Annotated in this window: 22 protein-coding genes and 1 riboswitch; of the genes, 17 read left to right on the top strand and 5 right to left on the bottom strand. The window is 55.8% G+C overall.

Going from position 1 to position 24,383, the window contains the following annotated elements:
- From baeR to IAI47_RS06815, 8 genes are all read left to right on the top strand, one after another.
- Positions 1-708, top strand: coding sequence for a two-component system response regulator BaeR (baeR, locus tag IAI47_RS06850; protein ID WP_004571268.1), 708 nt, complete (start codon positions 1-3; stop codon positions 706-708).
- A gap of 120 nt (positions 709-828) precedes the next feature.
- Entirely contained in the window at positions 829-2,211 is a 1,383-nt protein-coding gene (yegQ, locus tag IAI47_RS06845) for a tRNA 5-hydroxyuridine modification protein YegQ (RefSeq protein ID WP_033743228.1), read from the top strand.
- Positions 2,212-2,433: 222 nt separating this feature from the next.
- The gene (gene yegS, locus IAI47_RS06840; RefSeq protein WP_004571266.1) at positions 2,434-3,333 is read left to right on the top strand and encodes a lipid kinase YegS; all 900 of its coding nucleotides are present in this window, start codon (positions 2,434-2,436) and stop codon (positions 3,331-3,333) included.
- Between the two features lie 205 nt (positions 3,334-3,538).
- On the top strand, positions 3,539-4,753 hold the full coding sequence (manD, locus tag IAI47_RS06835) for a D-mannonate dehydratase ManD (protein ID WP_008926100.1): 1,215 nt from the start codon (positions 3,539-3,541) through the stop codon (positions 4,751-4,753).
- 10 nt (positions 4,754-4,763) lie between these two features.
- The gene (locus IAI47_RS06830; RefSeq protein ID WP_004571264.1) at positions 4,764-5,774 is read left to right on the top strand and encodes a Zn-dependent oxidoreductase; all 1,011 of its coding nucleotides are present in this window, start codon (positions 4,764-4,766) and stop codon (positions 5,772-5,774) included.
- Positions 5,775-5,854: 80 nt separating this feature from the next.
- Positions 5,855-7,138, top strand: coding sequence for an MFS transporter (locus tag IAI47_RS06825; RefSeq protein WP_004571263.1), 1,284 nt, complete (start codon positions 5,855-5,857; stop codon positions 7,136-7,138).
- A gap of 67 nt (positions 7,139-7,205) precedes the next feature.
- Complete coding sequence (locus tag IAI47_RS06820) at positions 7,206-8,666, top strand: mannitol dehydrogenase family protein (protein WP_008926101.1); 1,461 nt, start codon at positions 7,206-7,208, stop codon at positions 8,664-8,666.
- An 87-nt stretch (positions 8,667-8,753) separates the two neighbouring features.
- Positions 8,754-9,440 carry a GntR family transcriptional regulator gene (locus tag IAI47_RS06815; protein ID WP_004571261.1) on the top strand — a complete coding sequence of 229 codons (687 nt, stop codon included), beginning with the start codon at positions 8,754-8,756 and terminating at the stop codon, positions 9,438-9,440.
- A gap of 51 nt (positions 9,441-9,491) precedes the next feature.
- On the opposite strand, the gene thiD is transcribed toward IAI47_RS06815, so the two are convergent.
- A complete protein-coding gene (thiD, locus tag IAI47_RS06810) occupies positions 9,492-10,292 on the bottom strand; it encodes a bifunctional hydroxymethylpyrimidine kinase/phosphomethylpyrimidine kinase (RefSeq protein ID WP_008926102.1) in 801 nt (266 codons plus the stop codon).
- On the bottom strand, positions 10,279-11,076 hold the full coding sequence (gene thiM / locus IAI47_RS06805; protein WP_008926103.1) for a hydroxyethylthiazole kinase: 798 nt from the start codon (positions 11,074-11,076) through the stop codon (positions 10,279-10,281). The genes thiD and thiM overlap by 14 nt, the downstream gene beginning before the upstream one ends.
- Before the next feature lie 34 nt (positions 11,077-11,110).
- Positions 11,111-11,211: riboswitch (TPP riboswitch) on the bottom strand.
- 306 nt (positions 11,212-11,517) lie between these two features.
- Here thiM and IAI47_RS22160 point away from each other — a divergent pair.
- A complete protein-coding gene (locus IAI47_RS22160) occupies positions 11,518-11,715 on the top strand; it encodes a hypothetical protein (protein ID WP_004571258.1) in 198 nt (65 codons plus the stop codon).
- Between the two features lie 98 nt (positions 11,716-11,813).
- Positions 11,814-12,773 carry an AEC family transporter gene (locus IAI47_RS06800; RefSeq protein WP_004571257.1) on the top strand — a complete coding sequence of 320 codons (960 nt, stop codon included), beginning with the start codon at positions 11,814-11,816 and terminating at the stop codon, positions 12,771-12,773.
- 63 nt (positions 12,774-12,836) lie between these two features.
- Here IAI47_RS06800 and ahpF read toward each other — a convergent pair whose 3' ends face one another.
- The gene (gene ahpF, locus IAI47_RS06795; protein WP_004571256.1) at positions 12,837-14,402 is read right to left on the bottom strand and encodes an alkyl hydroperoxide reductase subunit F; all 1,566 of its coding nucleotides are present in this window, start codon (positions 14,400-14,402) and stop codon (positions 12,837-12,839) included.
- Between the two features lie 71 nt (positions 14,403-14,473).
- On the bottom strand, positions 14,474-15,037 hold the full coding sequence (gene ahpC, locus IAI47_RS06790) for an alkyl hydroperoxide reductase subunit C (RefSeq protein WP_004571255.1): 564 nt from the start codon (positions 15,035-15,037) through the stop codon (positions 14,474-14,476).
- 247 nt (positions 15,038-15,284) lie between these two features.
- Here ahpC and IAI47_RS06785 point away from each other — a divergent pair, with 247 nt between their 5' ends.
- Complete coding sequence (locus tag IAI47_RS06785) at positions 15,285-15,740, top strand: GNAT family N-acetyltransferase (protein WP_004571254.1); 456 nt, start codon at positions 15,285-15,287, stop codon at positions 15,738-15,740.
- Here the strand turns inward: IAI47_RS06785 and apbC are convergent.
- Positions 15,737-16,849, bottom strand: coding sequence for an iron-sulfur cluster carrier protein ApbC (gene apbC / locus IAI47_RS06780; RefSeq protein WP_187961244.1), 1,113 nt, complete (start codon positions 16,847-16,849; stop codon positions 15,737-15,739). The genes IAI47_RS06785 and apbC overlap by 4 nt on opposite strands.
- Positions 16,850-17,025: 176 nt before the next feature.
- Here apbC and metG point away from each other — a divergent pair, with 176 nt between their 5' ends.
- From metG to sanA, 6 genes are all read left to right on the top strand, one after another.
- The gene (gene metG, locus IAI47_RS06775) at positions 17,026-19,059 is read left to right on the top strand and encodes a methionine--tRNA ligase (RefSeq protein ID WP_008926104.1); all 2,034 of its coding nucleotides are present in this window, start codon (positions 17,026-17,028) and stop codon (positions 19,057-19,059) included.
- 229 nt (positions 19,060-19,288) lie between these two features.
- Complete coding sequence (locus tag IAI47_RS06770; protein ID WP_004571250.1) at positions 19,289-19,681, top strand: CidA/LrgA family protein; 393 nt, start codon at positions 19,289-19,291, stop codon at positions 19,679-19,681.
- Positions 19,674-20,366 (top strand): CidB/LrgB family autolysis modulator, encoded by a 693-nt coding sequence (locus tag IAI47_RS06765; protein ID WP_004571249.1) that lies wholly within the window; start codon positions 19,674-19,676, stop codon positions 20,364-20,366. The genes IAI47_RS06770 and IAI47_RS06765 overlap by 8 nt, the downstream gene beginning before the upstream one ends.
- A gap of 120 nt (positions 20,367-20,486) precedes the next feature.
- On the top strand, positions 20,487-21,377 hold the full coding sequence (cdd, locus tag IAI47_RS06760) for a cytidine deaminase (protein WP_004571248.1): 891 nt from the start codon (positions 20,487-20,489) through the stop codon (positions 21,375-21,377).
- A 269-nt stretch (positions 21,378-21,646) separates the two neighbouring features.
- Positions 21,647-23,344, top strand: coding sequence for an NAD-dependent malic enzyme (locus IAI47_RS06755; protein ID WP_004571247.1), 1,698 nt, complete (start codon positions 21,647-21,649; stop codon positions 23,342-23,344).
- 135 nt (positions 23,345-23,479) lie between these two features.
- Complete coding sequence (sanA, locus tag IAI47_RS06750) at positions 23,480-24,199, top strand: outer membrane permeability protein SanA (protein WP_008926105.1); 720 nt, start codon at positions 23,480-23,482, stop codon at positions 24,197-24,199.
- Positions 24,200-24,383: the final 184 nt, after the last annotated feature.

The following is a 24,383-nucleotide window of genomic DNA, read 5'->3' as shown; positions in this document are numbered from 1 at the left end:
ATGAGCCAGGAAAACCACGACCCGCTGATTCTGGTGGTCGAAGATGAGCCGAAACTGGCGCAGCTGATGATCGATTATCTGCACGCCTCAAACTACCGTACCCATCACATCGCCGACGGCAACGCGGTGCTGGAGTATGTGCGTCAGACGCCACCCGACCTGATGCTGCTGGATTTAATGCTGCCCGGCACCGATGGCTTAACGCTTTGCCGTGAAATCCGTCGTCATTCCGAGCTGCCGATTATTATGGTCACCGCGCGTACCGAGGAGATCGATCGGCTGCTGGGATTAGAGCTGGGCGCGGATGACTACATCTGCAAACCCTTCAGTCCGCGTGAAGTGGTCGCACGGGTCAAAACGATTCTGCGCCGGGTCAGGCGTTCAGCGGAAGAGCCGCAAAGCGCCTCGTTGCTGCGGGTCGACGAAAGCCGCTTCTTCGCCAGCTGGCGCGAAAAGCCACTGGATCTAACTCCGGCGGAATTCCGCCTGCTGAAAACGTTGTCGCTGGAACCGGGCAAGGTCTTTTCACGTGAACAGCTGCTCAACCATCTTTATGATGACTACCGCGTGGTCACGGATCGCACCATCGACAGCCATATCAAGAATCTGCGGCGGAAGCTGGAGAACCTCGACAGTGAGCAACCTTTTATCCGCGCTGTTTACGGGATGGGCTATCGCTGGGAAGCCGATGCCTGTCATTTGATCTAGTTTGATCCCGATCAATTTACTTCCCTTTTCTCACTGCCTACAATTCCGCACCCTTTGCAGGGCTTAATGGTCCTGCACCTGTCGCCTGAAGCGACATACTGACCTGACATCAGTGAGAAGATCATGAAACCCGAACTGCTTTCCCCTGCTGGCACGCTAAAAAACATGCGTTACGCCTTTGCTTATGGGGCCGATGCCGTCTATGCCGGCCAGCCGCGCTATAGCCTGCGGGTGCGCAATAATGAATTTACCCACGAAAATCTTGCGCTGGGCATCAATGAAGCGCACGCGCTGGGAAAAAAATTCTATGTGGTGGTGAACATTGCGCCGCATAACGCCAAGCTAAAAACCTTTATTCGCGACCTGGCGCCGGTGGTGGAGATGCAGCCTGACGCGCTGATCATGTCCGATCCCGGTCTTATCATGCTGGTGCGCGAGGCTTTTCCGACGATGCCGATTCACCTGTCGGTGCAGGCCAATGCGGTCAACTGGGCCACGGTAAAATTCTGGCAGCAGATGGGGCTGAGCCGGGTAATCCTGTCACGCGAGTTATCGCTGGAGGAGATTGGCGAGATCCGCCAGCAGGTGCCGGAGATGGAGCTGGAAGTCTTCGTTCATGGCGCGCTCTGTATGGCCTATTCCGGTCGCTGCCTGCTGTCAGGCTATATGAACAAGCGCGACCCGAATCAGGGCACCTGCACCAATGCCTGCCGCTGGGAATATAAAGTGCAGGAAGGCCAGCAGGATGAGGTGGGGAATATCGTCGGTATTCACACGCCTGTCGCAGTGCAGGATGTCACGCCTGTGCTGGGCATCGGTCAGCCTACCGACAAGGTGTTTCTGCTGGAAGAGAAGATGAAACCTGGCGACGTGATGAGCGCGTTCGAAGATGAGCATGGCACCTATATCATGAACTCGCGGGATCTGCGCGCGGTCGCGCATGTTGAACGGCTCAGCGAGATGGGCGTTCATTCGCTGAAAATCGAGGGGCGTACCAAGTCCTATTACTACTGCGCCCGCACCGCCCAGGTGTATCGCCGGGCGATTGATGATGCCGCTGCCGGGAAGCCGTTTGATCCGTCACTGCTGTTAACGCTGGAAGGTCTGGCCCATCGCGGCTATACCGAAGGCTTCCTGCGCCGCCACACGCATGACAGTTATCAGAATTATCAGCAGGGTTTTTCCGTGTCCGATCGCCAGCAATTCGTCGGCGAATTTACCGGCGAGCGTCGGGGTGAGTGGGCTGAAGTGGCGGTGAAGAACAAGTTTATGCTGCACGACAGCGTGGAGATCATGACGCCCGAAGGAAACCTGAATTGCCAGCTTGATGCGCTGCAGAACGCGCGCGGCGAACCCACAGAGGTTGCGCCGGGTGATGGCCATCGTGTCTGGTTGCAGGTGCCGCAGGAAGTCGATCTGCGTTTTGCACTGCTGCTGCGCAACTTCGATCATGGTGAAGATACCCGGGATCCACATAATCGTTTACCAACGGAAACATTTTGAGGAAATCAGAACAGGATCACAGACCCCTGTTCAGCGCTGCTTTATAGTCCTGCCTGCTGCTAATGAGTAACAACAAACGGCAGATTTACCTGGAACCACCTCATTTACCCGCCCGGCTCCCCCGTGCGGGTTTTCTTTTTTCTCTCTTTCGCCAATTATTTACTGCTGGCAGCTATGTTATAAATTCCCCTTCTTACTCTGTAGATCTTCAAGGAACGCAAAATGGATAATAAACCGCTAACGCTACTCATTCTGAATGGGAAAGGCGCGGGCAATGATGATCTGCGCGAAGCCATTACTGCCCTTCGTGAAGAAGGCTTCGATATTGCGGTGCGTGTCACTTTTGAAAAAGGTGATGGCGACAGGTACGTCAAAGAGGCGATTGCGCTGCAGGCGGAGACGGTGGTAGCAGGTGGTGGCGATGGCACCATCAACGAAATCGCGACGGCGCTGGCGGCATCGAATGCCGATCATCGCCCGGTGCTGGGCATCCTGCCGCTGGGAACGGCCAATGATTTTGCCACCAGCGTGGGCATCCCGGAAGAGATGGAACCGGCATTACGCTTGGCGATCCAGGGCAAAGCCAGCACCATCGACCTGGCCAGAGTGAACCAGGATCACTACTTCATTAACATGGCGACGGGTGGATTTGGCACCCGCATCACCACGGAAACCCCGGAAAAGCTAAAGTCGGCACTGGGCGGTGTTTCCTATTTTATTCACGGCCTGATGCGCATGGATACGCTGAAACCTGATACCTGCGAGATCAGCGGTCCCGATTTCAACTGGCAGGGTGATGCGCTGGTCATTGGTATTGGTAATGGACGTCAGGCGGGCGGTGGTCAGCGACTCTGCCCTTCGGCCCTGATTAACGATGGCCGGCTGGACGTCAGCATTGTCACCGCACAGGAGCTGCTGCCGACCCTGTTGCACTCACTGACGGGCGACGATGACAATCCGGGCATCGTCACCGCACAGCTGGAGTCACTGACCATCCGTTCTCCGCATGAAATGACCTTTAACCTTGATGGCGAGCCGCTTTCAGGACGGGAATTCGTGATTGAGGTGATGGCAGGCGCATTAAGCTGTCGCCTGCCACCACAGTGTGAACTCCTTTCCTGAGGCTGAGTAAGGGGGCGAAAGCCCCCTTTTAATGCCGGTCTGAATCTCTGTTTGTAAAAAGCGCCTCTTTCATTCCCCTTTATGCCGCGCCTGGCTACCCCTGAAACACTCTGTGACTGGGTTCACAACTCTGCCAGACCAACTTGTATGGTAGTATTAAAGTGCGTACTTTTTCATCATTGAACGCTGACTGAAAGGCACCAGGATGAAAATTGTTAAGGCGGAAGTATTTGTAACCTGCGCAGGCAGAAACTTTGTCACCCTAAAAATCACCACCGATCAGGGGCTGACCGGCATTGGCGACGCCACGCTGAATGGCCGTGAATTACCGGTCGCCTCCTACCTGAAAGATCACATCTGTCCGCAGCTGATTGGCCGCGATGCCCATCAGATCGAAGATATCTGGCAATATTTCTACAAAGGCGCTTACTGGCGTCGCGGTCCGGTGACCATGTCCGCTATCTCTGCGGTCGATATGGCACTGTGGGATATCAAAGGTAAAGCCGCCAATATGCCGCTTTACCAGTTGCTGGGTGGTGCCTCACGCACTGGCGTTATGGTCTATTGCCACACCACCGGCCATTCCATTGATGAAGTGATGGATGACTACGCGAAACACAAAGAGCTGGGCTTCAAAGCGATTCGCGCCCAGTGCGGCGTGCCGGGCATGAAAACCACCTATGGGATGGCGAAAGGCAAAGGCCTGGCTTACGAGCCGGCAACCAAAGGTCACTGGCCGGAAGAGCAGTTCTGGTCAACCGAGAAATACCTCGATTTCACGCCGAAACTCTTTGCGGCTATCCGCGACAAATTTGGTTTCGATGAGCATCTGCTGCATGACATGCACCATCGCCTGACACCGATTGAAGCCGCGCGTTTTGGTAAAAGTGTGGAAGATTATCGCCTGTTCTGGATGGAAGATCCGACGCCTGCTGAGAATCAGGCGTGTTTCCGTCTGATCCGCCAGCACACCGTCACGCCGATTGCGGTGGGCGAAGTGTTTAACAGCATCTGGGATTGTAAGCAGCTGATTGAAGAGCAGTTGATCGACTACATCCGCACCACCATCACACATGCGGGCGGCATTACCGGTATGCGACGTATCGCTGATTTTGCCTCGCTCTATCAGGTGCGCACCGGCTCCCACGGTCCTTCAGATCTCTCCCCGATTTGCATGGCGGCGGCACTGCACTTTGACCTCTGGGTGCCGAACTTCGGCGTGCAGGAGTACATGGGCTTCTCTGAACAGATGATGGAGCTATTTGACGCAAACTGGACCTTTGATCAGGGCTATATGCATCCCGGCGACAAACCGGGCCTTGGCATAGAGTTCAACGAGAAACTGGCTGCGAAATATCCCTATGAACCTGCCTATCTGCCGGTCGCCCGTCTTGAAGATGGCACCCTGTGGAACTGGTAAGGAGAAGCTCATGAAAAGTGTTGTTATTGAACAGCCAGGCGAACTGGTGATAGCTGAACGTCCACTGCCACAACCGGCGGCAGGTGAAGTCCGGGTCAAAGTGGCCTATGCCAGTATCTGCGGTTCGGATGTGCATATCTGGCACGGCCATAACCCGTTCGCGAAATATCCTCGGGTTATTGGTCACGAATTTTTTGGTGTGATCGATGCGGTAGGTACGGGAGTCGATGCGGCCCGACTGGGTCAGCGCGTGGCGGTCGATCCGGTGGTGAGCTGCGGCAGCTGCTATCCCTGCTCGGTAGGCCGCCCCAATGTCTGTACCACACTGCAGGTGATTGGCGTGCATCGCGACGGCGGCTTCAGCGACTATGCGCTGGCCCCGGCAAAAAATGCCTGGGAGTTGCCGGACGCCATCCCCGACAAGCTTGCCAGCCTGGTTGAGCCCTTTACCATCGCAGCCAACATCACGGCGTTTCTTAAGCCGCAGCCAGACGATGTCGCCCTGATTTATGGCGCCGGACCAATGGGGCTTACCGCGATTCAGGTACTGAAAAACGTCTATAAAGTGAAAAAAGTGATGGTGGTGGATCGTCTGCCGGAACGCCTGGCGCTGGCTGAAGAGAGTGGTGCCGATCAGCTGTTCGATAACAGCGAAATCCCACTGGCAGCACAGCTTGAGGGCGTCCAGCCCACGCTGATTATCGACGCCGCCTGCCATCCCGCTATTCTGGCAGAAGCCGCCGCGCTCGCCTCACCGGCCGCGCGTATCGGTCTGCTGGGCTTCTCCGGCGAACCGTGCAGCATTACTCAGCAGAGCCTGACCAGCAAAGAGCTGTCGCTGTTTACCTCGCGTCTCAACAGCAACCGCTTTCCACAGGTGATCGCGTGGATGGAAAAAGGCTTGATCCAGCCAGAGAAACTCGTGACGCACTACTTCCCGCTGCAGGAGATTGAACGCGCGATGAGCCTGTTCGAAAAAGATCCGCGCACCTGCTGCAAAGTGATCCTGCAAATGGGTTAACTCCCGCTGAACACCAGGTCTCCTTCGCCGGTGCGTACCCGCCGGCCTGATTAAAAAAGAAAACAGATCACGGAGTTTGTATGTTCAAGAATCTGCGCTGGACCCTCGTTTTGCTGCTCTTCCTGGTTTACATGATCAACTACCTCGATCGTGTTGCCCTGTCACTGACGGTGCCGCTGGTGGAGAAAGATCTGGCGATCAATGCTGAGCAGTTCGGCATGATATTCGGCAGCTTCTTTTTCGGCTATGCCCTGTTTAACTTTGTCGGCGGCCTCGCCACTGACCGCTTTGGCCCGAAAATCGTGCTGGCCGTGGCGGTGGGTGCCTGGTCCATTTTCTGCGGCATGACCGCACTGGCGACCGGCTTCTGGTCGCTGCTGATTCTGCGTGTGCTATTCGGCATGGCGGAAGGCCCAATCTGCTCCTCAGCCAACAAAGCCATTAACGGCTGGTTCCCGAAAAAACAGGCCGCAACAGCGATGGGCTTACTGAGTGCCGGCTCACCTTTGGGTGGCGCCGTCGCCGGCCCGATCATTGGCTATCTTGCTCTGGCCTATGGCTGGCGTCCGGCGTTTGTGATCGTCTGCTGTATCGGTCTGGTCTGGATGGCGTTCTGGCTCTTCTTTGCCGCTGATAACCCGGCAAAAAGCAAAATTGTCACCGAAAAAGAGCGTCTGCTGATTGATCGCCTGAAAGCCACCAATCCGAATGATGAGGTTGACCTGGCTGAAACGCCGCATCCGTTTGGCTACTACCTGCGCCAGCCGATTATCCTGGTCACGGCGTTTGCCTTCTTCTGCTACAACTACATCCTGTTCTTCTTCCTGAGCTGGTTCCCGGCCTATCTGGTGCAGGCGCACGGCCTGGATATCAAATCCATGAGCATCACCACCATGATCCCGTGGATAGTCGGATTCGTTGGTCTGGCGCTGGGTGGCTGGATCTCCGATAAAATCTTCAATATCACCGGCAAACTGTTGTTGTCCCGTAAAATTGTGCTGGTTGTCTCACTGCTGGCAGCCGCAATTTGTGTGGCACTGGCGGGTACGATAAAAGAAGTGGTTCCCGCCGTTATGATGATGTCGGTGTCGATTTTCTTTCTCTATATCACCGGCGCGATCTACTGGGCGATTATTCAGGATGTGGTACACAAGAGTCGTATCGGCAGCATCAGCGGCTTTATCCATCTGGTGGGTAGCCTCTCCGGCATCATCGGGCCGATCGTCACCGGCTTTATTGTCCAGCACACCGGTAAATTCGATAGCGCCTTTGTACTGGCGGGTTGTGTCGCCGCGCTGGGGGCTTTCCTGGTGCTGTTCGTGATTCGCAGTCCGAAATCCCAGGATAAACCGGTTTCGGTCTGAGTGTTGTTCCGCTAACAGAACGATGATTTCGGGGCGCCATGCGCCCCGTTTGCCATAAGGACGGAGTATGTTACAGATTGATCGCCTGCCCGCTGAGGTCCAGCGCCCCACTTACGACCGCAGCAATTTAAAGACTCGCATGGTACATATTGGTTTTGGTGCGTTTCACCGCGCGCATCAGGCACTCTGCAGCGATAAGCTGGCTGAACAGGGCAGTGACTGGGGCTACTGCGAAGTTAACCTCAACAGCGGCAATCTGATTCAGGCTCTGCGTGAGCAAAATCTGCTCTATACCCTGACAGAGATGGCCGATGACTCACTGCAAACCCGGGTCATTGGCGTGATTACTCAGGCGCTGCACGGCAAAAGTGATGGGATTGAGGCGGTGATCAACGCAATGAGTCAGCCAGAGGTGGCCATTGTCTCTATGACCGTCACCGAGAAAGGCTATTGCCATCAGCCCGCCAGTGGAAATTTAAACCCCGATCATCCTGACATCGTGCACGATCTGCAGAATCCAGACTCGCCTCGCTCGCTGCCGGGTCTGATTCTGGCCGCGATTCGCCGCCGGCGGAAGCAGGATCTGCCTGCGTTCAGCGTCATGTCCTGCGACAACATGCCGGAAAATGGTCACGTCATCCGTAATGTGATTGTGCAGCTGGCACAGTATCAGGATCCGGCGCTGGCAGACTACATTCAGCAGCACATCACCTTCCCCTCCACCATGGTGGATCGCATCGTTCCGGCCATGACCGATGCGGCATTTGCCGCGCTGAACGCGCGCCTGGGTTGCAGCGATCCCGTTGCGGTTGAAGCGGAACCCTTCTTCCAGTGGGTGATCGAAGATAACTTCGTTAATGGTCGTCCGGCGTGGGAAAAAGCAGGCGCAGAGCTGGTCAGCGATGTCCTGCCCTATGAAGAGATGAAACTGCGGATGTTGAATGGCAGCCACTCTTTCCTGGCCTATCTTGGCTTCCTGGCCGGTTATGAGTACATCAGCGACTGCATGGCCGATCCTCATTTCCGCGCCGCCGCCCGTTCACTGATGGTGGATGAGCAAGCCCCGACGCTGCGCACTCAGGGCGTGGATCTCAATGCATACGCCGATTCGCTGATTGCCCGTTATGAAAACCGTGCGATTAAACATCGCACCGGACAGATTGCCACTGACGGCACCCAGAAGCTGCCACAACGTATGCTTGATAGCCTGCGCTGGCACCTGCAGCGCGGCAGCGACTGCGACCTGCTGCTGCTGGGCGTGGCGGGCTGGATGCGCTATGTCGGCGGCATTGATGAGAAGGGTCAGCCGATTGAGATTCGTGATCCGATGAAAGCGCAACTGGCAGAATGCGTCGCCAGCAGCGAAGAGGGTGAAGCGCGTGTTCGGGCGTTACTCTCCATGCGCGAAGTGTTTGGCGACGATCTGGCGCAGAATGCCGATGTGGTCGGCCGACTGACCGCCTGGTATAACAAACTGACCGCTCAGGGCGCGCGCACGACGGTGCATCAGTCTCTCAACCGCAGCTAAAAGGGCTGGCGCAGACGCAGCGCGCTGATTAGACTGGCACTTTCCCATCGCGCTGGCTTTTGCCAGCCGTAATATGGATATTGCTGCATGTCGATCGCCTATACCATTACGACCAGCGAACCGGTAAATCAGCAGATTTACCGGTATCTGCGCAAAGATATTGTCACCTGCGCAATTCAGCCAGGCTCGCTGCTTTCTGAAAAGGAAGTGTCCGCGCGCTTCAACGTCTCACGCCAGCCGGTGCGCGAAGCGTTCATCAAGCTGGCTGAAGCCGGACTGGTACAGGTATTGCCGCAGCGCGGCACCTTTGTGCGCAAAATCTCCGCTAAGCGGGTAGCGGATGGCCGCTTTATCCGTGAAGCGGTGGAAGTGTCGGTGGTTCGTCGTGCGGCGCTGGAGATAGACGATTCGTCGCTGATGGCGCTGGAACATAACCTGCAGCTGCAGCGCATGGCTGCTGAGCGCCATGACAGCCAGGCTTTTCTTACGCTGGACGATGAGTTTCATCGCCTGATCGCTGAAAGTATCGACTGCAAGCTGGCCTGGGAGACGGTGGAGAACATCAAAGCGGCAATGGACCGCGTGCGCTTTCTGACGCTGAGTGAAGTCTCGCCGCCAGAAAAGCTGATTGAGCAGCATGAAGAGATTTTTGCCGCGCTCAAGGGCCATGACGACAATGCCGCCGAAGCGGCGATGCGTCGCCACCTGCAGGAGATGATCTTCTCAATCACCCCCATTGCCGAGCGTAACAGCGCCTGGTTTGAAGCACCCTAATCGCTCATCACCCGCACCGCCTGAATGTCAGGCCGGTGCGGGTCTTCGCCGTCACCACCATTGATGAAAATGGTGAACCGGCCCGATGCCCTTCCCGACCTCCAGCGTATCTGCCATTAACAACGCCTGTTGTAACCAGTTTTTGGCTTCCCCAATCGTCTCTGCCCAGTCAGCATGACGCGGACGCAACGCGGCTAAGGCGGCCGACAGCGTGCAGCCGGTGCCATGGGTGTGACGGGTGTTGACGCGAGACGTGCTGAATCGCTGCTCAGTGGAATGCGTGATCAGCCAGTCCGGGCTCTCTGCCGCCGTAAGATGTCCGCCTTTCATCAGCACAGCCTGACAGCCCAGCGCCAGCAATGCCCGTCCCTGCTCGCGCATCTCCGCCTCATCGCTGGCGACAGCACAGTTGAGCAACGCCGCCGCTTCCGGCAGATTCGGTGTGATCAACGAGACCTGCGGCAATAACAGCTCACGTACGCTGGCCACGGCGTCTGGCGAGAGCAGCGCATCGCCACTTTTTGCGACCATCACGGTATCCAGTACCACAAACGGGATATCAGCCTTTCTCAGCCGGGCAGCAACCTGCTCTACGATAGCCGTTTCTGACAGCATGCCAATTTTTGCGCTGTCGATGCGCACATCACTCAGCACCGAATCGAGCTGGGCGGCAACAAAGTCAGGTGCAATCCGGTAAACAGACTGCACGCCTTGCGTGTTTTGTGCCACCAGCGCGGTTATGACGCTGGTGCCATAGGCGCCCAGAGCCGAGAAAGTTTTCAGATCGGCCTGAATGCCTGCCCCGCCGCTGGGATCGGTACCGGCAATCGTCAGGGCATTAATGCGCTTCATTGCCGACCTCCAGCGTCCAGAGGGCATCAATAAACGCGGTGGCAAAACTGCCCGGCCCGGCAGCCTGCGCCGCTGCCTTTTCCCCCGCCAGGGCCATGAACTGACAGGCGGCCGCGACATTCATTAGACGATCACCAGGCAGACTGCTGAAGCCCGCTACCACGGCGGAGAGTGCACAGCCGGTGCCCACCACCCGTGTCATTAACGGGCTGCCACCGCTTATGGCGAGGATCCGCTGACCATCCGTGGCGTAGTCCACTTCACCGGTGACGATCACCAGCGTTTTCCAGGTCTCAGCGAGTTGCTGTGCTGCATCAATTGCCGCATCCGCCTGATGCAGTGTATCAACGCCCCGCCCGCCACTGGCCTGCTGTGCCAGCGCCAGAATCTCTGATGCATTGCCGCGGATCACCGCCGGTTGCTGACTCAATAACTGCTGACAGAAGTCACTGCGCAGCGTCAGCGCGCCGACCGCAACCGGATCGAGTGTCCAGGGTGTGCCCGCCAGATTAGCGGCAGTGATGGCAGCCTGCATCGCCTGCTGCCGTTCGCGGGTTAACGTGCCCACATTAATCAGCAGCGCATCGGCCAATTCACTGAACTCTGCGGCTTCTTCCGGATCGATCACCATCGCCGGTGAGGCATTAAGTGCCAGCAGTACATTGGCGGTGAAGTTCTGAACCACGTCATTGGTCATGCAGTGCACCAGCGGTGACTGACGGCGGAAAGTGTGCAGGATGGGCGCGAAGTGCGCGGCAGAAAGGTGTTGAGATTGATGTGTCATCGTAGCTCCCAACCGGCGAACAAGAAGGCGAATGCGGTCAGGCATCAGACTTCCCTACGCTGGCATTATCCAGTTCAGGTCAGCGGGTTTTTCTCAGCCCTTTCCGTGTGGAAAGCGGCACCCCGAGTCGTGTTACGGCTTGCAGCATAGGAGAGCTATACGGTGAAAGCAAGCGACACCTGTCGGGGAAATAATCCGTGCTGAAACAATTCATATGATCCCGATCAACGCCTGAGGTCACAAAAAAAGGCTTAATGCTGCGGGTTAACGAAACACCTCTTTATAGTTAGCTTTATTTATCCCCTGACAGGAAATATTTCCTGCAGTGTCTCTGACTGCATAATAATAATTAACCTGCTTGCAGCATCATCGTAAAAAATATTTTATTTCATGAGGTTAGTTACCTCCTGAAGCGGAACTTCATACTATGCAGGATGTATGATGCGATTTTTAGCGCTTATTCCACACCGTCATCGATGGCAGGATATTATTATTGAACGTCAGGGTGCCGTCGCACCCAGTGGCAGATATTATTTTTCAACCTATATTTCCGCACGCTGCTCAGGCTGTAACGAAATAATCCATCGCGTCTATTATCGTGATATCACCGATGAACAGGCGCGTCGCTGGTTAGATTAGTCGCCCTCACGGCGGAGGGTTCAGACACCGTTCCAGTTAACAGTTAGTTAGCAATTTGTTAGTCTGGTAACTAATCATCGCCTGATCAGACGCCCTCTATGCCACTGCTGTTTGAAAGCTTAAGCCATCAAATTTATCTTTCTGCCCCGCTATTTATCCTGATCTTACTGGGATACTGCCTGACACGCCTCGGAAAATGGCCTGCCAGCATCAGCGAAGGGATGAACCGCTTTGTGTTTAACGTTGCACTGCCCTGCATGCTGTTTCGGGTAATGAGTACCTTCTCACAAAGCCCGCCGGTGGATGCGCGCCTGTTACTGGCCTTCTTCGGCAGTTGCCTGCTGGTGTTTATCGTGGGGCGACTGCTGGCAACAAGGCTGTTCGATCTGGATGGCGTGGCGGCTTCAGTCTTTGCCCTGGGCGGTATCTTCTCTAATAACGTGATGCTGGGGATCCCGGTGGCCACCGTGTTACTCGGGCCAGAAGCGCTGCCACCGGTGGCACTGGTATTGGTGTTTAACAGCCTGATCCTGTGGACTTTACTGACCGTCTCAGTCGAGTGGGCGAAACAGGGCAGCTTCTCGCTGAATGGCCTTTGGCGCACATTGATCGGTGTGCTGAAGAATCCGCTCATCATTGGCATTCTCAGCGGCACAGCCTGGAGTTTTCTGCAACGCCCGTTGCCACTGCTGGCCGCTGAACCATTAAAGATGCTGGCCTCGCTGGCCGCGCCGCTGTCGCTGGTCACGCTGGGCATGAGCCTGGCGCACTATCGGGTGCGGGACGGCTTAAAAGAGAGCTACACCATTTGCCTGCTGAAGCTGGTGCTGCAACCGATGACGGTATGGGCTATCGCGTGGCTGACCGGTCTGCCGCCGCTGGAGAGTAAAGTGGTAGTCCTGCTGGGATCAATGGCGGTGGGAGTAAACGTTTATCTGATGTCGCAGAAGTTTAATGTCATTACCGGCCCGGCGGCGGCCAGCATGCTCTTTTCTACGGTGTTTGCCGCGGTAACGACGCCGATATGGATGATGCTGATGACGCTGGCGGGCTATTAACAGACTAAAAAAAGCCCCTCAGCACGAATGCTGAAGGGCTATTGTCTGTCTGGCTAAACGTTATTAAGCTGATTTAGTGCGAATCAGATAGTCAAAAGCGCTCAGTGAAGCTTTTGCGCCTTCGCCGCTGGCAATAATAATCTGCTTGTACGGCACGGTGGTGCAGTCGCCCGCCGCGAACACGCCTTTCAGGCTGGTTTCGCATTTACCATCAATGATGATCTCACCCATTTTATTGCGCTCAACCGCGCCTTCCAGCCACGGGGTATTTGGCAGCAGACCGATCTGAACGAAGATACCAGAGAGCGGCAGCTCATGGGTGGTCTGCGTCGTACGGTCAAGATAGTGCAGGCCGGTCACTTTAGTGCCGTCGCCTTTCACTTCGGTGGTCTGCGCGTTCAGGATGACATCAACGTTCTTCAGGCTACGCAGCTTATCCTGCAATACCTGGTCGGCACGCATCTCACCGGCAAACTCCAGCAGCGTAACATGTTCAACGATACCCGCCAGGTCAATGGCTGCTTCAACGCCGGAGTTACCGCCGCCGATCACTGCCGTACGCTTGCCTTTAAACAGCGGGCCATCGCAGTGTGGGCAGTAGGTGACGCCTTTGGTGCGATACTCTTCTTCACCCGGCACACCCATGTTGCGCCAGCGTGCGCCGGTCGCCAGAATGATACTGCGTGACTTCAATACTGCGCCGGAGGCGGTTTCGATGGCATGCAGTCCGCCCTCTTTCGCCGCCGGGATCAATTTAATGGCGCTCTGGCTTTCAATGACATCCACATTGTAATCATCAACGTGTGCGCGCAGTGAACCTGCCAGTTTCGCGCCTTCGGTTTTCGGTACGGAGATGTAGTTTTCGATATCCACCGTATCCAGTACCTGGCCGCCAAAACGTTCGCCCATCAGGCCAGTACGGATACCCTTACGCGCTGAGTAGATGGCTGCCGCTGCACCCGCCGGGCCACTGCCGATAATCAGGACTTCATAGGCGTCACGCTTGTTCAGCTCTTCCGCTGCACGTTTATCCGCGTTGGTATCTACTTTGCTGACGATTTCCGCCAGGCTCATGCGGCCCTGACCAAACTCCTTACCATTCAGGTAAACCGCTGGCACGCCCATCACGTTGCGTTCCTGAATCTCGTTCTGGAACAGGCCACCGTCGATAGCGGTATGGCTGATGCGTGGGTTAATCACCGCCATCAGGTTCAGCGCCTGGACGACGTCCGGGCAGTTATGGCATGAGAGTGAATAATAGGTTTCGAAATGGAAGTCACTGTCCAGCGCGGCGATCTGGTCCAGCAGGCTCTGTGCTTCTTTAGACGGATGCCCACCGGTCTGTAACAGTGCCAGCACCAGTGAGGTAAATTCGTGACCCAGAGGTGAACCGGCAAAACGCGGGCCGCTGTTCGAACCTGGGTTGGTGATCAGAAATGAGGGCTTACGCACCTGACGATCGTTCTCTTCGCGGAAGCTGACTTTGTCAGACAAGCCGGCGATATCAACCAACAGTTCACGGATCTCGGTTGATTTTGCACCCTCATCCAGGGTGGCAATCAACTCAACAGGTCTGGTTAATTTCTCAAGGTAGGCCTTGAGCTGGGTTTTCAAATTTGTGTCGAGCATAGTGATATCCTGGTCAAAAAATCGGGTGCCGCAGCACCCGATTGGAGAATGATCGAAAGAGCAAAGCGGGATTAGATTTTGCCAACCAGGTCCAGAGACGGAGCCAGTGTTGCATCACCTTCTTTCCATTTAGCCGGGCACACTTCACCTGGGTGAGAAGCCACGTACTGAGCCGCTTTCACTTTACGCAGCAGGTCAGAGGCGTCACGGCCAATGCCTTCAGCGGTGATTTCGATTGCCTGGATTACGCCTTGCGGGTCAACGATGAACGTACCACGGTCAGCCAGACCTTCGTCTTCACGCATGATTTCGAAGTTACGGGTCAGCGCGCCAGTCGGGTCACCGATCATTGTGTATTTGATCTTCGCGATGGTGTCTGAAGAACCGTGCCAGGCTTTGTGGGTAAAGTGGGTGTCGGTAGAAACGGAGTAGATGTCTACGCCCAGTTTCTGGAACTCTTCGTAATGGTCAGCTACGTCGCCCAGTTCGGTCGGGCAGACGAAGGTGAAGTCAGCTGGATAGAAGAAGAACACACTCCATTTACCTTCAACGTCTTTCTCGGTTACGTCGATGAATTCGCCGTTTTTGAATGCTGCGTTTTTGAACGGCTTAATTTTGGTATTGATAATAGACATCTGGTGGCCTCCGTTAAAATATGTGATGCAGGTTACATAATTTTCGGGCCAACATCTAATATGCGGACGTTATCAATCTGATAAACGAAAGCTATCAAACGCTGAGAGCCTGATGCTCTCTGGCCCGGCAGGCAGTGTACAGCGATTTACGTGACATTTAACCCGCTTTATCTTTTACGCGATCTTTTAGGCACGTCTCCGCTAATCACTGCTAGTTTTGTAAGACCAGATGATAAGGAGCTGACCCGTGGAGATTCGTCCGTTTACTGAAGCCGACCGTCCTTTCCTGCGTACGCTGTTTCTGGCAGCGCGACGACATAACTGGCGCTGGCTGGAGGGCAGCGAGTGGCAACTGGAAGATTTTGATGGCGTTATTCTGGGGGAGACCGTCCTGGTTGCGGAGGCTGATGGCCATCGGGTCGGCTTTGCAGGTCTGCTGGAGAACGACAACTTCCTGCACAGTCTCTATGTCGATCCAGACTGGCAGGGGCGCGGCGTGGGCAGCGCGTTGCTGGAGGCGGTAGAGGCGCGTTTTACCTCAACCGGCGCGCTTAAGTGCCTGCAGAAGAACAAAGCGGCGCAGGCATTTTATCTGAAGCATGGCTGGAAGATGATTTCACAGGGCGAAGGCGAGCACGGCGGTTATGTGCTGATGCACTACCCGCTGGCCTCACAATACGCCAGCGGGTCGGGCCGGGCTTAAAGCGCGCGGAAGGCGATATCGCCAGGGATGACCTCGCCCTGCCAGTAAAGCTGGGCCGCGACGCGTCCGGCCAACTGGCGATACAGCGTGGTAAACTCGCTATCGGGCCGGCGAATCACTGTCGGTTCACCTTCATCAAGATCCTCGCGCAGATCAATGTGCAGTGGCAACTGGGCCAGCAGTTGCGTCTGGTAATCTTCCACCAGTTTCTGCGCGCCGCCGGTGCCGAAAATCGGCTCGTGGAAGCCACACTGGCTGCAGACATGCAGGCTCATATTCTCTACCACGCCCAGCACCGGCACATTGACCTTTTCAAACATGACCAGTCCTTTGCGGGCATCAATCAGGGCGATATCCTGCGGCGTCGTGACCACCAGCGCACCGGTTACCGGCACGTTCTGCGCCAGCGTCAGCTGAATGTCGCCCGTGCCGGGCGGCATATCCAGCACCAGATAATCCAGCTCAGGCCACAGAGTCTCATTCAGCAACTGCATAAGCGCTTTACTGGCCATGGGTCCGCGCCACACCATCGCATTGTCATCCGTGACCAGATAACCAATGGAGTTGGTGGCCAGCCCATGTGCCATGATCGGCGCCATATGGGTCCCATCCGGCGAGGTTGGCCGCTGGTCCTGAGTCCCAAGCATGCTCGGCACAGACGGGCCGTAGATATCCGCGTCAAGAATGCCGACGCGCGCGCCCTCAGCTGCCAGCGCCAGTGCCATATTTACGGCGGTGCTGGATTTACCCACGCCGCCTTTGCCGGAGCTGACCGCAATAATGTTTTTAACCCCGTTAACGCCCGGCTGGTTTTTCACCCGCTTCAGGGTGGCGATATCGTGGCTGAGCCGCCAGTCGATGGCGCGTGCGCCGGTCTGACGCAGCAGGTCGGCGCTGACCTGCTCTTTCAGGGCATCGAACCCGCTGGCCCACGCAAACGGCATCAGCAGTTCAACATGCAGCGTTCCATCCAGCTGCGCCACGTGGTGCAGCGCTTTCAGCGAGGTGAGATTCTGTTTAAGGGTCGGATGCTCAAAGCTTCTCAATACGCCCGCTACGATGGCGCGCAGGCCCTCTGGCGTATGCGGTTCCCGGGATTGTACTGTCATCCCCTGCTCCTTATTTCTGCTGTGCTTACGCTGTGTTTCAGCGATGTATTGTCAATGATATCAGATGCTCGTGGATCTGCGGCGACTGGCGGGGTGAATCCCTTATGTTTACGCAGGAGAAGCCATCAGTTACCATCTAAGCCCGTTTTTTCAATCAACAGAAAGCTACGCAAACTATGACTCAAGTCGCTAAAAAAATTCTGGTAACGTGCGCACTGCCTTACGCGAACGGATCAATCCATCTCGGCCACATGCTCGAGCATATCCAGGCAGATATTTGGGTGCGTTACCAACGAATGCGTGGCAATCAGGTTTATTTCATTTGCGCCGATGATGCGCACGGCACGCCTATCATGCTGAAAGCTCAGCAGCTGGGCATTGCGCCGGAGCAGATGATTGCAGAAATGAAAAGCGAGCATGAAGCCGACTTTGCCGGTTTCAACGTCAGCTATGACAATTATCACTCCACTCACGGCGATGAAAACCGCGAGCTGTCTGCGCTGATTTACGGCCGCCTGAAAGAGAACGGTTTTATTAAAAACCGCACCATTTCCCAGCTTTACGATCCGGAAAAAGGGATGTTCCTGCCGGACCGTTTTGTGAAAGGCACCTGCCCGAAATGTAAGTCACCTGATCAATACGGCGACAACTGTGAAGTCTGCAGCGCGACCTACAGCCCGACCGAGCTGATCGATCCGAAGTCTGTGGTTTCTGGTGCGACGCCAGTTCTGCGCGACTCTGAGCACTTCTTCTTTGATCTGCCGTCCTTCAGCGCCATGCTGCAGGCGTGGACCCGCTCCGGTGCGCTGCAGGATCAGGTGGCGAACAAAATGCAGGAGTGGTTTGAGTCAGGCCTGCAGCAGTGGGATATCTCACGCGATGCGCCTTACTTCGGCTTTGAAATTCCGGATGCGCCAGGCAAATACTTCTACGTCTGGCTGGATGCGCCTATCGGCTACATGGGCTCGTTCAAGAACCTGTGCGACAAGCGCGGCGACATCGACTTCGACGAATTCTGGCGTAAAGACTCCACCACCGAGCTGTATCATTTCATCGGTAAAGATATCGTCTATTTCCATAGCCTGTTCTGGCCAGCGATGCTGGAAGGCAGCAACTTCCGCAAGCCGAACAATCTGTTTGTACACGGCTATGTCACCGTTAACGGTGCCAAGATGTCGAAGTCGCGCGGCACCTTTATCAAAGCCAGCACCTGGCTGCAACATCTGGATGCCGACAGCCTGCGTTACTACTACGCGGCGAAACTCTCTTCACGTATCGACGACATCGACCTGAATCTGGAAGATTTCGTCCAGCGCGTAAATGCCGACATCGTCAACAAAGTGGTTAACCTGGCGTCACGTAACGCAGGCTTCATTACCAAACGCTTTGACGGCAAACTGGCGGCAGAACTGGCCGATCCGGCGCTCTATCAGACCTTCGTTGATGCGTCAGAGAAGATTGGTGATGCCTGGGCTGCGCGCGAATACAGCCGTGCTATCCGTGAAATTATGGCGCTGGCCGACCTGGCGAACCGTTATGTCGATGAGCAGGCTCCGTGGGTGGTCGCGAAGCAGGAAGGCCGTGATGCCGATCTGCAGGCCATCTGCTCAATGGGCATTAACCTGTTCCGCATTCTTATGACCTGGCTGAAGCCGGTGCTGCCGTCACTGAGCGCCCGTGCAGAGGGCTTCCTGAACTGTGAATTGAGCTGGGATGCCATTGCGCAGCCGCTGCTGGATCATCAGGTTGCGCCATTCAAAGCACTCTACAGCCGCATTGAAATGGCGAAGGTTGAGGGACTGATTGACGCCTCAAAAGAGGATGCTGCCGCAGCAAGTGCACCAGCCGCAACCGGTCCGCTGGCAGATGCGCCGATTGGTGACACCATCACCATCGACGATTTCGCCAAAGTGGATATGCGCGTTGCGCTAATCGAGCAGGCGGAACGGGTTGAAGGTTCAGACAAGCTGCTGCGTCTGCAACTCGACCTGGGCGGTGAAAAGCGTCAGATTTTCTCGGGCATCCGCGCCGCTTATCCTGATCCCTCTGTGCTGGTCGGTAAAATGACCATCATCGTGGCCAACCTGGCGCCGCGTAAAATGCGCTTCGGCATCTCCGAAGGTATGGTGCTGTCAGCGGGTCCGGGCGGGAAAGATCTGTTCGTGTTGTCCGTTGATAGCGGTGCTGTACCGGGCATGCCGGTTAAGTAAAGGTCTGCCCTCTGCGGTTTAAGCTGCAAAGCACACTGCCGTTCTGAAACCCTTCGTGCCTTAGCTCTGGCGCGAAGGGTTTTCTCTTCTCTGTTCCCACGACTACCCAACCTCTCCTTTTCTTTCCCGGCACGCTTCACCCGGCACTGCCCTGTACCCATAAGTGTGATCGCTAGCACGCTAAGCGGTTAATGCGTATGATGAAGCTCAGTGAAAACAGGAGCCTGCCATGCTCACCGTGCTGTCTGTCTGCGGACGTTATCTTCGCGCTTTTATCATCATTTATCTCTGCTTATACGCCGGTATCGGTATCGCCTCGCTGCTGCCTATCAAAATGCCCGGCAGCATTCTGGGGATGTTAATTCTGTTTGCCCTGCTTGCGTCACAGATTCTGCCAGTGAGCTGGGTGAAGCCGGGATGCCATCTGCTGATTCGCTATATGGCGCTGCTGTTTGTGCCGATTAGCGTCGGGGTAATGAGCTACACCGATATTCTTACCGCGCAGTTCGGCCCTATCGTTGTCTCCTGCGTCGTCAGCACCCTGCTGGTCCTCTCCATTGTTGGCGTAAGTGCCCACAAGCTTCACAGCCGCCGTCCGGCCGGGGAGTCTGCTGATGAGTGAGATATGGTGGTCGCTGCCATTGACGCTGGCTGCCTTTTTTCTGGCACGCAAGCTGGCGATAAAACTGAAGATTTCGCTGCTCAATCCGCTGCTGGTGGCGATGGCGATCATTATCCCGATACTGCTGCTGTTACAGCTGCCCTACTCGCGCTATTTCGCAGGCAGTGAGATTCTCAATCAGCTGTTGCAACCGGCCGTGGTTGCGCTGGCATTGCCGCTGTATGAGCAGATGCACCAGATTCGTGCCCGCTGGAAGTCCATTATCGGCGTCTGCTTTATTGGCAGTGTGACCGCCATGAGTTCAGGTACTGCTATTGCTCTGTGGATGGGTGCCACGCCCGAAATTGCCGCCACGATCATGCCCAAATCCGTGACCACACCCATCGCGATGGCTGTCTCCGGCTCGCTGCATGGTATCCCCGCTATCAGCGCTATTTGTGTACTTATTGCCGGGGTGCTGGGTGCGGTGTTCGGGCACACGGTACTGAATCTGCTGGGCGTGAAGTCTAAAGCCGCGCGCGGACTGGCAATTGGCAATGCGTCACATGCCCTGGGCACAGCACGCGCGGCCGAGCTCGACTATCAGGAGGGCGCCTTCAGTTCACTGGCGCTGGTGATCTGCGGCATCATCACCTCACTGCTGGCGCCCTTTATTTTTCCGCTCCTGCTGCACTGGTTTGGCTGAAACTTTGCGATAGATCTCGCAAAGTTGAAACATGCAACACAGGTTACATTGTCAGAGCGATGTGGATCACATATAAACCGGTGACTGGCACATCGCCCTGCTGAATTTAATGAGGCTCACATGCAATCCCGTTTCCTCTCCGCTTTTGAGGCATTGCCGTCAACGCTGCAAACTGCACTGGCTCCCCTGCTGAACGAGGCTGACTTCAACGCCGTGCTCAGCGCCGACCAGGTCGCCTCGCTGCAACAACAGACCCAGATGGATGCCGATGCACTGGCGCTGGCGCTGCTGCCTCTGGCGGCGTCCTGCGCCGTGGCTACCGTGTCGCATTTTAACGTCGGGGCGATTGCCCGTGGCGTCAGCGGCAACTGGTACTTCGGGGCCAACATGGAATTTGTCGGCACGGCGATGCAGCAGACGGTTCACGCCGAGCAGAGCGCCATTACCCATGCGTGGCTGCGTGGCGAGCGCCAGCTTGAGACGATAACCGTTAACTACACGCCGTGCGGGCACTGCCGTCAGTTTATGAACGAGCTGAACAGCGGCACCAGCATTCGTATCAGCCTGCCAAAGCGCGCGATCAGCACCCTGGCCGACTATCTGCCCGATGCCTTTGGCCCACGCGATCTCGACATCACAACCTTCCTGATGGACGAGGTTGATCATGGTTACGTGGCCGTGGGCGATGAACTGGTACAGGCCGCCGTGGCCGCCGCCAATGCCAGCCATGCGCCTTACAGTCAGTCACACGCTGGTGTTGCCCTGCTGACCCAGGATGGCGCGATTGTCGCGGGTCGCTATGCGGAAAATGCCGCGTTCAACCCAAGCTTCCCGCCACTTCAGGCGGCGCTGGTCTTGCTGAACATGCAGGGCGGCGATGTTCATCAGATAAAAAAAGCGGTTTTAGCTGAAGTAGAAAATGCCACGTTAAGCCAGTTCGCCGCCACACAGGCAACACTTGAGACATTTGGTTGCGGTGAGCTGCTGCAGGTGACGCTGTACAAAGCATAACCCGCTGTCAGAGAGGCCACAGTTTTGTGAGCTTTTATGAACAAACGCTGTACTTCTGCGGGAAATTTCATAGGATCTGGCGCCAGAATTCACGTGATCACAAATTACTCTGAATAATTCAGGTTGCAGGATGGCACCGCGGTCGTGAATCTTTCTGGAGCGGTTACCCTGCCGCTGCCGGGCCTGCAGTCTGAGCTATAACGGGTAAGAAAACTGGCGCTACCTTTCCGGCGTGACGCCAGACAACACTGCAACCGGAGCATCACTGCATGGAACTCGACTACGAAAGTAAACGCCCGCTGTATATCCCTTATGCTGGCCCGATTTTGCTGGAATTTCCCCTGTTAAACAAAGGCAGCGCCTTCAGTATCGAAGAACGTAACGAATTCAACCTCAATGGTCTGCTGCCAGAAGCCGTAGAATCGATTGAAGAGCAGGCGCAGCGTGCCTGGCGTCAGTTCCAGGACTTCAAAAACAATAACGATAAGCATGTCTACCTGCGCAACATCCAGGACACCAACGAAACGCTGTTTTACCGCCTGCTGGATAACCATCTCGAAGAGATGATGCCGATTATCTACACCCCGACCGTTGGCGCAGCGTGTGAACACTTCTCTGAAATCTACCGCCGTGCGCGTGGCGTGTTCATCTCCTACCCAAACCGCGATCGCATCGAAGATATGCTGCAAAACGCCACCAAGCAGAATGTGAAGGTGATTGTGGTGACTGATGGCGAACGTATTCTGGGCCTCGGCGATCAGGGCATCGGTGGCATGGGTATCCCGATTGGTAAGCTTTCGCTCTATACCGCCTGTGGCGGCATCAGCCCGGCGTACACGCTGCCGGTTGTGCTGGATGTCGGCACCAACAATCAGCAGTTGCTGAACGATCCGCTCTACATGGGCTGGCGTCATCCGCGTATCACTGGCGAAGAGTATGATACGTTCGTGAATGAGTTTATTCAGGCCGTTAAGCGCCGCTGGCCGAAAGTGCTGTTGCAGTTTGAAGATTTCGCCCAGAAGAATGCCATGCCACTGCTGAACCGCTATCGCGATGAAGTCTGCTGCTTTAACGACGATATTCAGGGCACCGCCGCCGTGACCGTTGGCACGCTGATTGCGGCCAGCCGCGCAGCCGGTAGCCGCCTGTGCGAGCAGAAAGTGGTGTTCCTGGGTGCCGGTTCTGCGGGTTGCGGAATCGCTGAACAGATCATTGCGCAGATGAAATCAGAAGGTCTGAGTGATGATGAAGCGCGTGGCCGGGTAATGATGGTGGATCGCTTTGGTCTGTTGACTGATAAGCTCCCCAACCTGCTCGACTTCCAGAGCAAGCTGGTGCAGAAAAGCGAAAACCTGCAGACCTGGGATATCACCAATGATTCCATTTCGCTGCTGGATGTCGTACGCAATGCGAAACCCGATATTCTGATTGGTGTCTCCGGCCAGCCGGGTCTGTTCACCGAAGAGATCATTCGCGAGATGCACAAGCACTGTAAGCGCCCTATCGTGATGCCGTTGTCGAACCCGACATCACGCGTGGAAGCCACACCTGCGGATATCATTGCCTGGACTGACGGTGCCGCGCTGGTCGCCACGGGCAGCCCGTTCTCACCGGTGAGCTGGAATGGTAAAACCTATCCGATTGCGCAGTGCAACAACTCCTATATCTTCCCCGGTATTGGGCTGGGTGTGATTGCGTCAGGCGCCAGCCGCGTTACCGATACCATGCTGATGACCGCCAGCCGTGCGCTCGCCGACTGTTCACCGCTGGTGAATGAAGGCGAAGGCCCGGTGCTGCCTGAGATTAAAGATATTCAGGGTGTGTCGAAAATCATTGCGATGGAAGTGGGTAAAGCGGCTCAGCTGGCGGGTGTCGCCGTAGTGACCTCAGAGGATGTGTTGTCACAGGCTATCGCCAACAACTTCTGGCTGCCGCAGTATCGTCATTATCGTCGTACCTCGATTTAACCTTCAGACTGCCGGATCGCAGGCGATCCGGCAGTGTTCAAAAATAGCACAGCCAGCCGGCAGTAACTTGCTTCACTGCGACAGCTCAAGTAGCCTTGTCCCATCTCAACATTCTGACATCGAGTCTCCAGGCGCATGCTGAAACGCGTTTCCATTGGTCTGCTTTTCATCATCTTACTGATGATGGCAACGGCGCTCTGCCTTGATCGTTGGATCAGCTGGAAAACTGCGCCTTTTATCTACGAAAATGTCGCCTCTTTACCCCATCGTCAGGTTGGCGTGGTGCTGGGTACGGCTAAATATTATCGTACCGGCGTCATCAATCAGTATTACCTCTATCGCATTCAGGGCGCGCTGAACGCCTACAACAGCGGCAAGGTCAATTACCTGCTGCTGAGTGGTGATAACGCGCTGCAAAGTTATAATGAGCCGATGACCATGCGACGCGACCTCATCAAAGCTGGTGTCGATCCGGCTGATATCGTGCTCGATTATGCCGGGTTCCGTACGCTGGACTCCATCGTTCGCACACGTAAAGTGTTTGATACCAACGATTTCATTATTATCACGCAGCGTTTTCACTGTGAGCGTGCGCTGTTTATCGCCTTACAGCTGGGTATTCAGGCGCAGTGCTATGCGGTGCCCTCACCGAAAAACATGCTCAGCGTGCGCTTCCGTGAAGTCGGTGCCCGACTGGGCGCGCTGGCGGACCTCTTTCTGCTCAAGCGTGAACCTCGCTTCTTAGGTCCGCTGGTACCTATTCCCGCCGTACGCGATGTCCCTGAAGATGCGCAGAGTTACCCTGCGGTGACGCCGGAGCAGTTGCTGGAGCTGGAACAAAAACTGCGGAAATAGCTGGCGCTCAGCGGCTTCTTTTAGCTTTGCTGAAATCGCATTGTTAGCAGTTTGCTGCGGTCTGGCAGCAAGGTACAAGGTTCAGGGAATTCTGACAGCAACGACTAAGCTCAACGCGCAGGGAACAGGGTCAGAAGAGGAAAGCGTCCCGCGCCATGAATGGCGCGGGCCGAGCGTGTCATGG

Source organism: Pantoea sp. MT58 (assembly GCF_014495885.1).
Lineage (GTDB): Bacteria > Pseudomonadota > Gammaproteobacteria > Enterobacterales > Enterobacteriaceae > Pantoea > Pantoea eucalypti.
This window is presented reverse-complemented; position numbering and strand designations above follow the sequence as displayed.

Bases quoted from the DNA above. Each gene is read 5' to 3' on its own strand.
- baeR (WP_004571268.1), top strand. From the start codon at position 1: ATGAGCCAGGAAAACCACGACCCGCTGATTCTGGTGGTCGAAGATGAG.
- yegS (WP_004571266.1), top strand. From the start codon at position 2,434: ATGGATAATAAACCGCTAACGCTACTCATTCTGAATGGGAAAGGCGCG.
- manD (WP_008926100.1), top strand. From the start codon at position 3,539: ATGAAAATTGTTAAGGCGGAAGTATTTGTAACCTGCGCAGGCAGAAAC.
- IAI47_RS06830 (WP_004571264.1), top strand. From the start codon at position 4,764: ATGAAAAGTGTTGTTATTGAACAGCCAGGCGAACTGGTGATAGCTGAA.
- IAI47_RS06825 (WP_004571263.1), top strand. From the start codon at position 5,855: ATGTTCAAGAATCTGCGCTGGACCCTCGTTTTGCTGCTCTTCCTGGTT.
- IAI47_RS06820 (WP_008926101.1), top strand. From the start codon at position 7,206: ATGTTACAGATTGATCGCCTGCCCGCTGAGGTCCAGCGCCCCACTTAC.
- IAI47_RS06815 (WP_004571261.1), top strand. From the start codon at position 8,754: ATGTCGATCGCCTATACCATTACGACCAGCGAACCGGTAAATCAGCAG.
- thiD (WP_008926102.1), bottom strand. From the start codon at position 10,292: ATGAAGCGCATTAATGCCCTGACGATTGCCGGTACCGATCCCAGCGGC.
- thiM (WP_008926103.1), bottom strand. From the start codon at position 11,076: ATGACACATCAATCTCAACACCTTTCTGCCGCGCACTTCGCGCCCATC.
- IAI47_RS22160 (WP_004571258.1), top strand. From the start codon at position 11,518: ATGCGATTTTTAGCGCTTATTCCACACCGTCATCGATGGCAGGATATT.
- IAI47_RS06800 (WP_004571257.1), top strand. From the start codon at position 11,814: ATGCCACTGCTGTTTGAAAGCTTAAGCCATCAAATTTATCTTTCTGCC.
- ahpF (WP_004571256.1), bottom strand. From the start codon at position 14,402: ATGCTCGACACAAATTTGAAAACCCAGCTCAAGGCCTACCTTGAGAAA.
- ahpC (WP_004571255.1), bottom strand. From the start codon at position 15,037: ATGTCTATTATCAATACCAAAATTAAGCCGTTCAAAAACGCAGCATTC.
- apbC (WP_187961244.1), bottom strand. From the start codon at position 16,849: ATGACAGTACAATCCCGGGAACCGCATACGCCAGAGGGCCTGCGCGCC.
- metG (WP_008926104.1), top strand. From the start codon at position 17,026: ATGACTCAAGTCGCTAAAAAAATTCTGGTAACGTGCGCACTGCCTTAC.
- IAI47_RS06770 (WP_004571250.1), top strand. From the start codon at position 19,289: ATGCTCACCGTGCTGTCTGTCTGCGGACGTTATCTTCGCGCTTTTATC.
- IAI47_RS06765 (WP_004571249.1), top strand. From the start codon at position 19,674: ATGAGTGAGATATGGTGGTCGCTGCCATTGACGCTGGCTGCCTTTTTT.
- cdd (WP_004571248.1), top strand. From the start codon at position 20,487: ATGCAATCCCGTTTCCTCTCCGCTTTTGAGGCATTGCCGTCAACGCTG.
- IAI47_RS06755 (WP_004571247.1), top strand. From the start codon at position 21,647: ATGGAACTCGACTACGAAAGTAAACGCCCGCTGTATATCCCTTATGCT.
- sanA (WP_008926105.1), top strand. From the start codon at position 23,480: ATGCTGAAACGCGTTTCCATTGGTCTGCTTTTCATCATCTTACTGATG.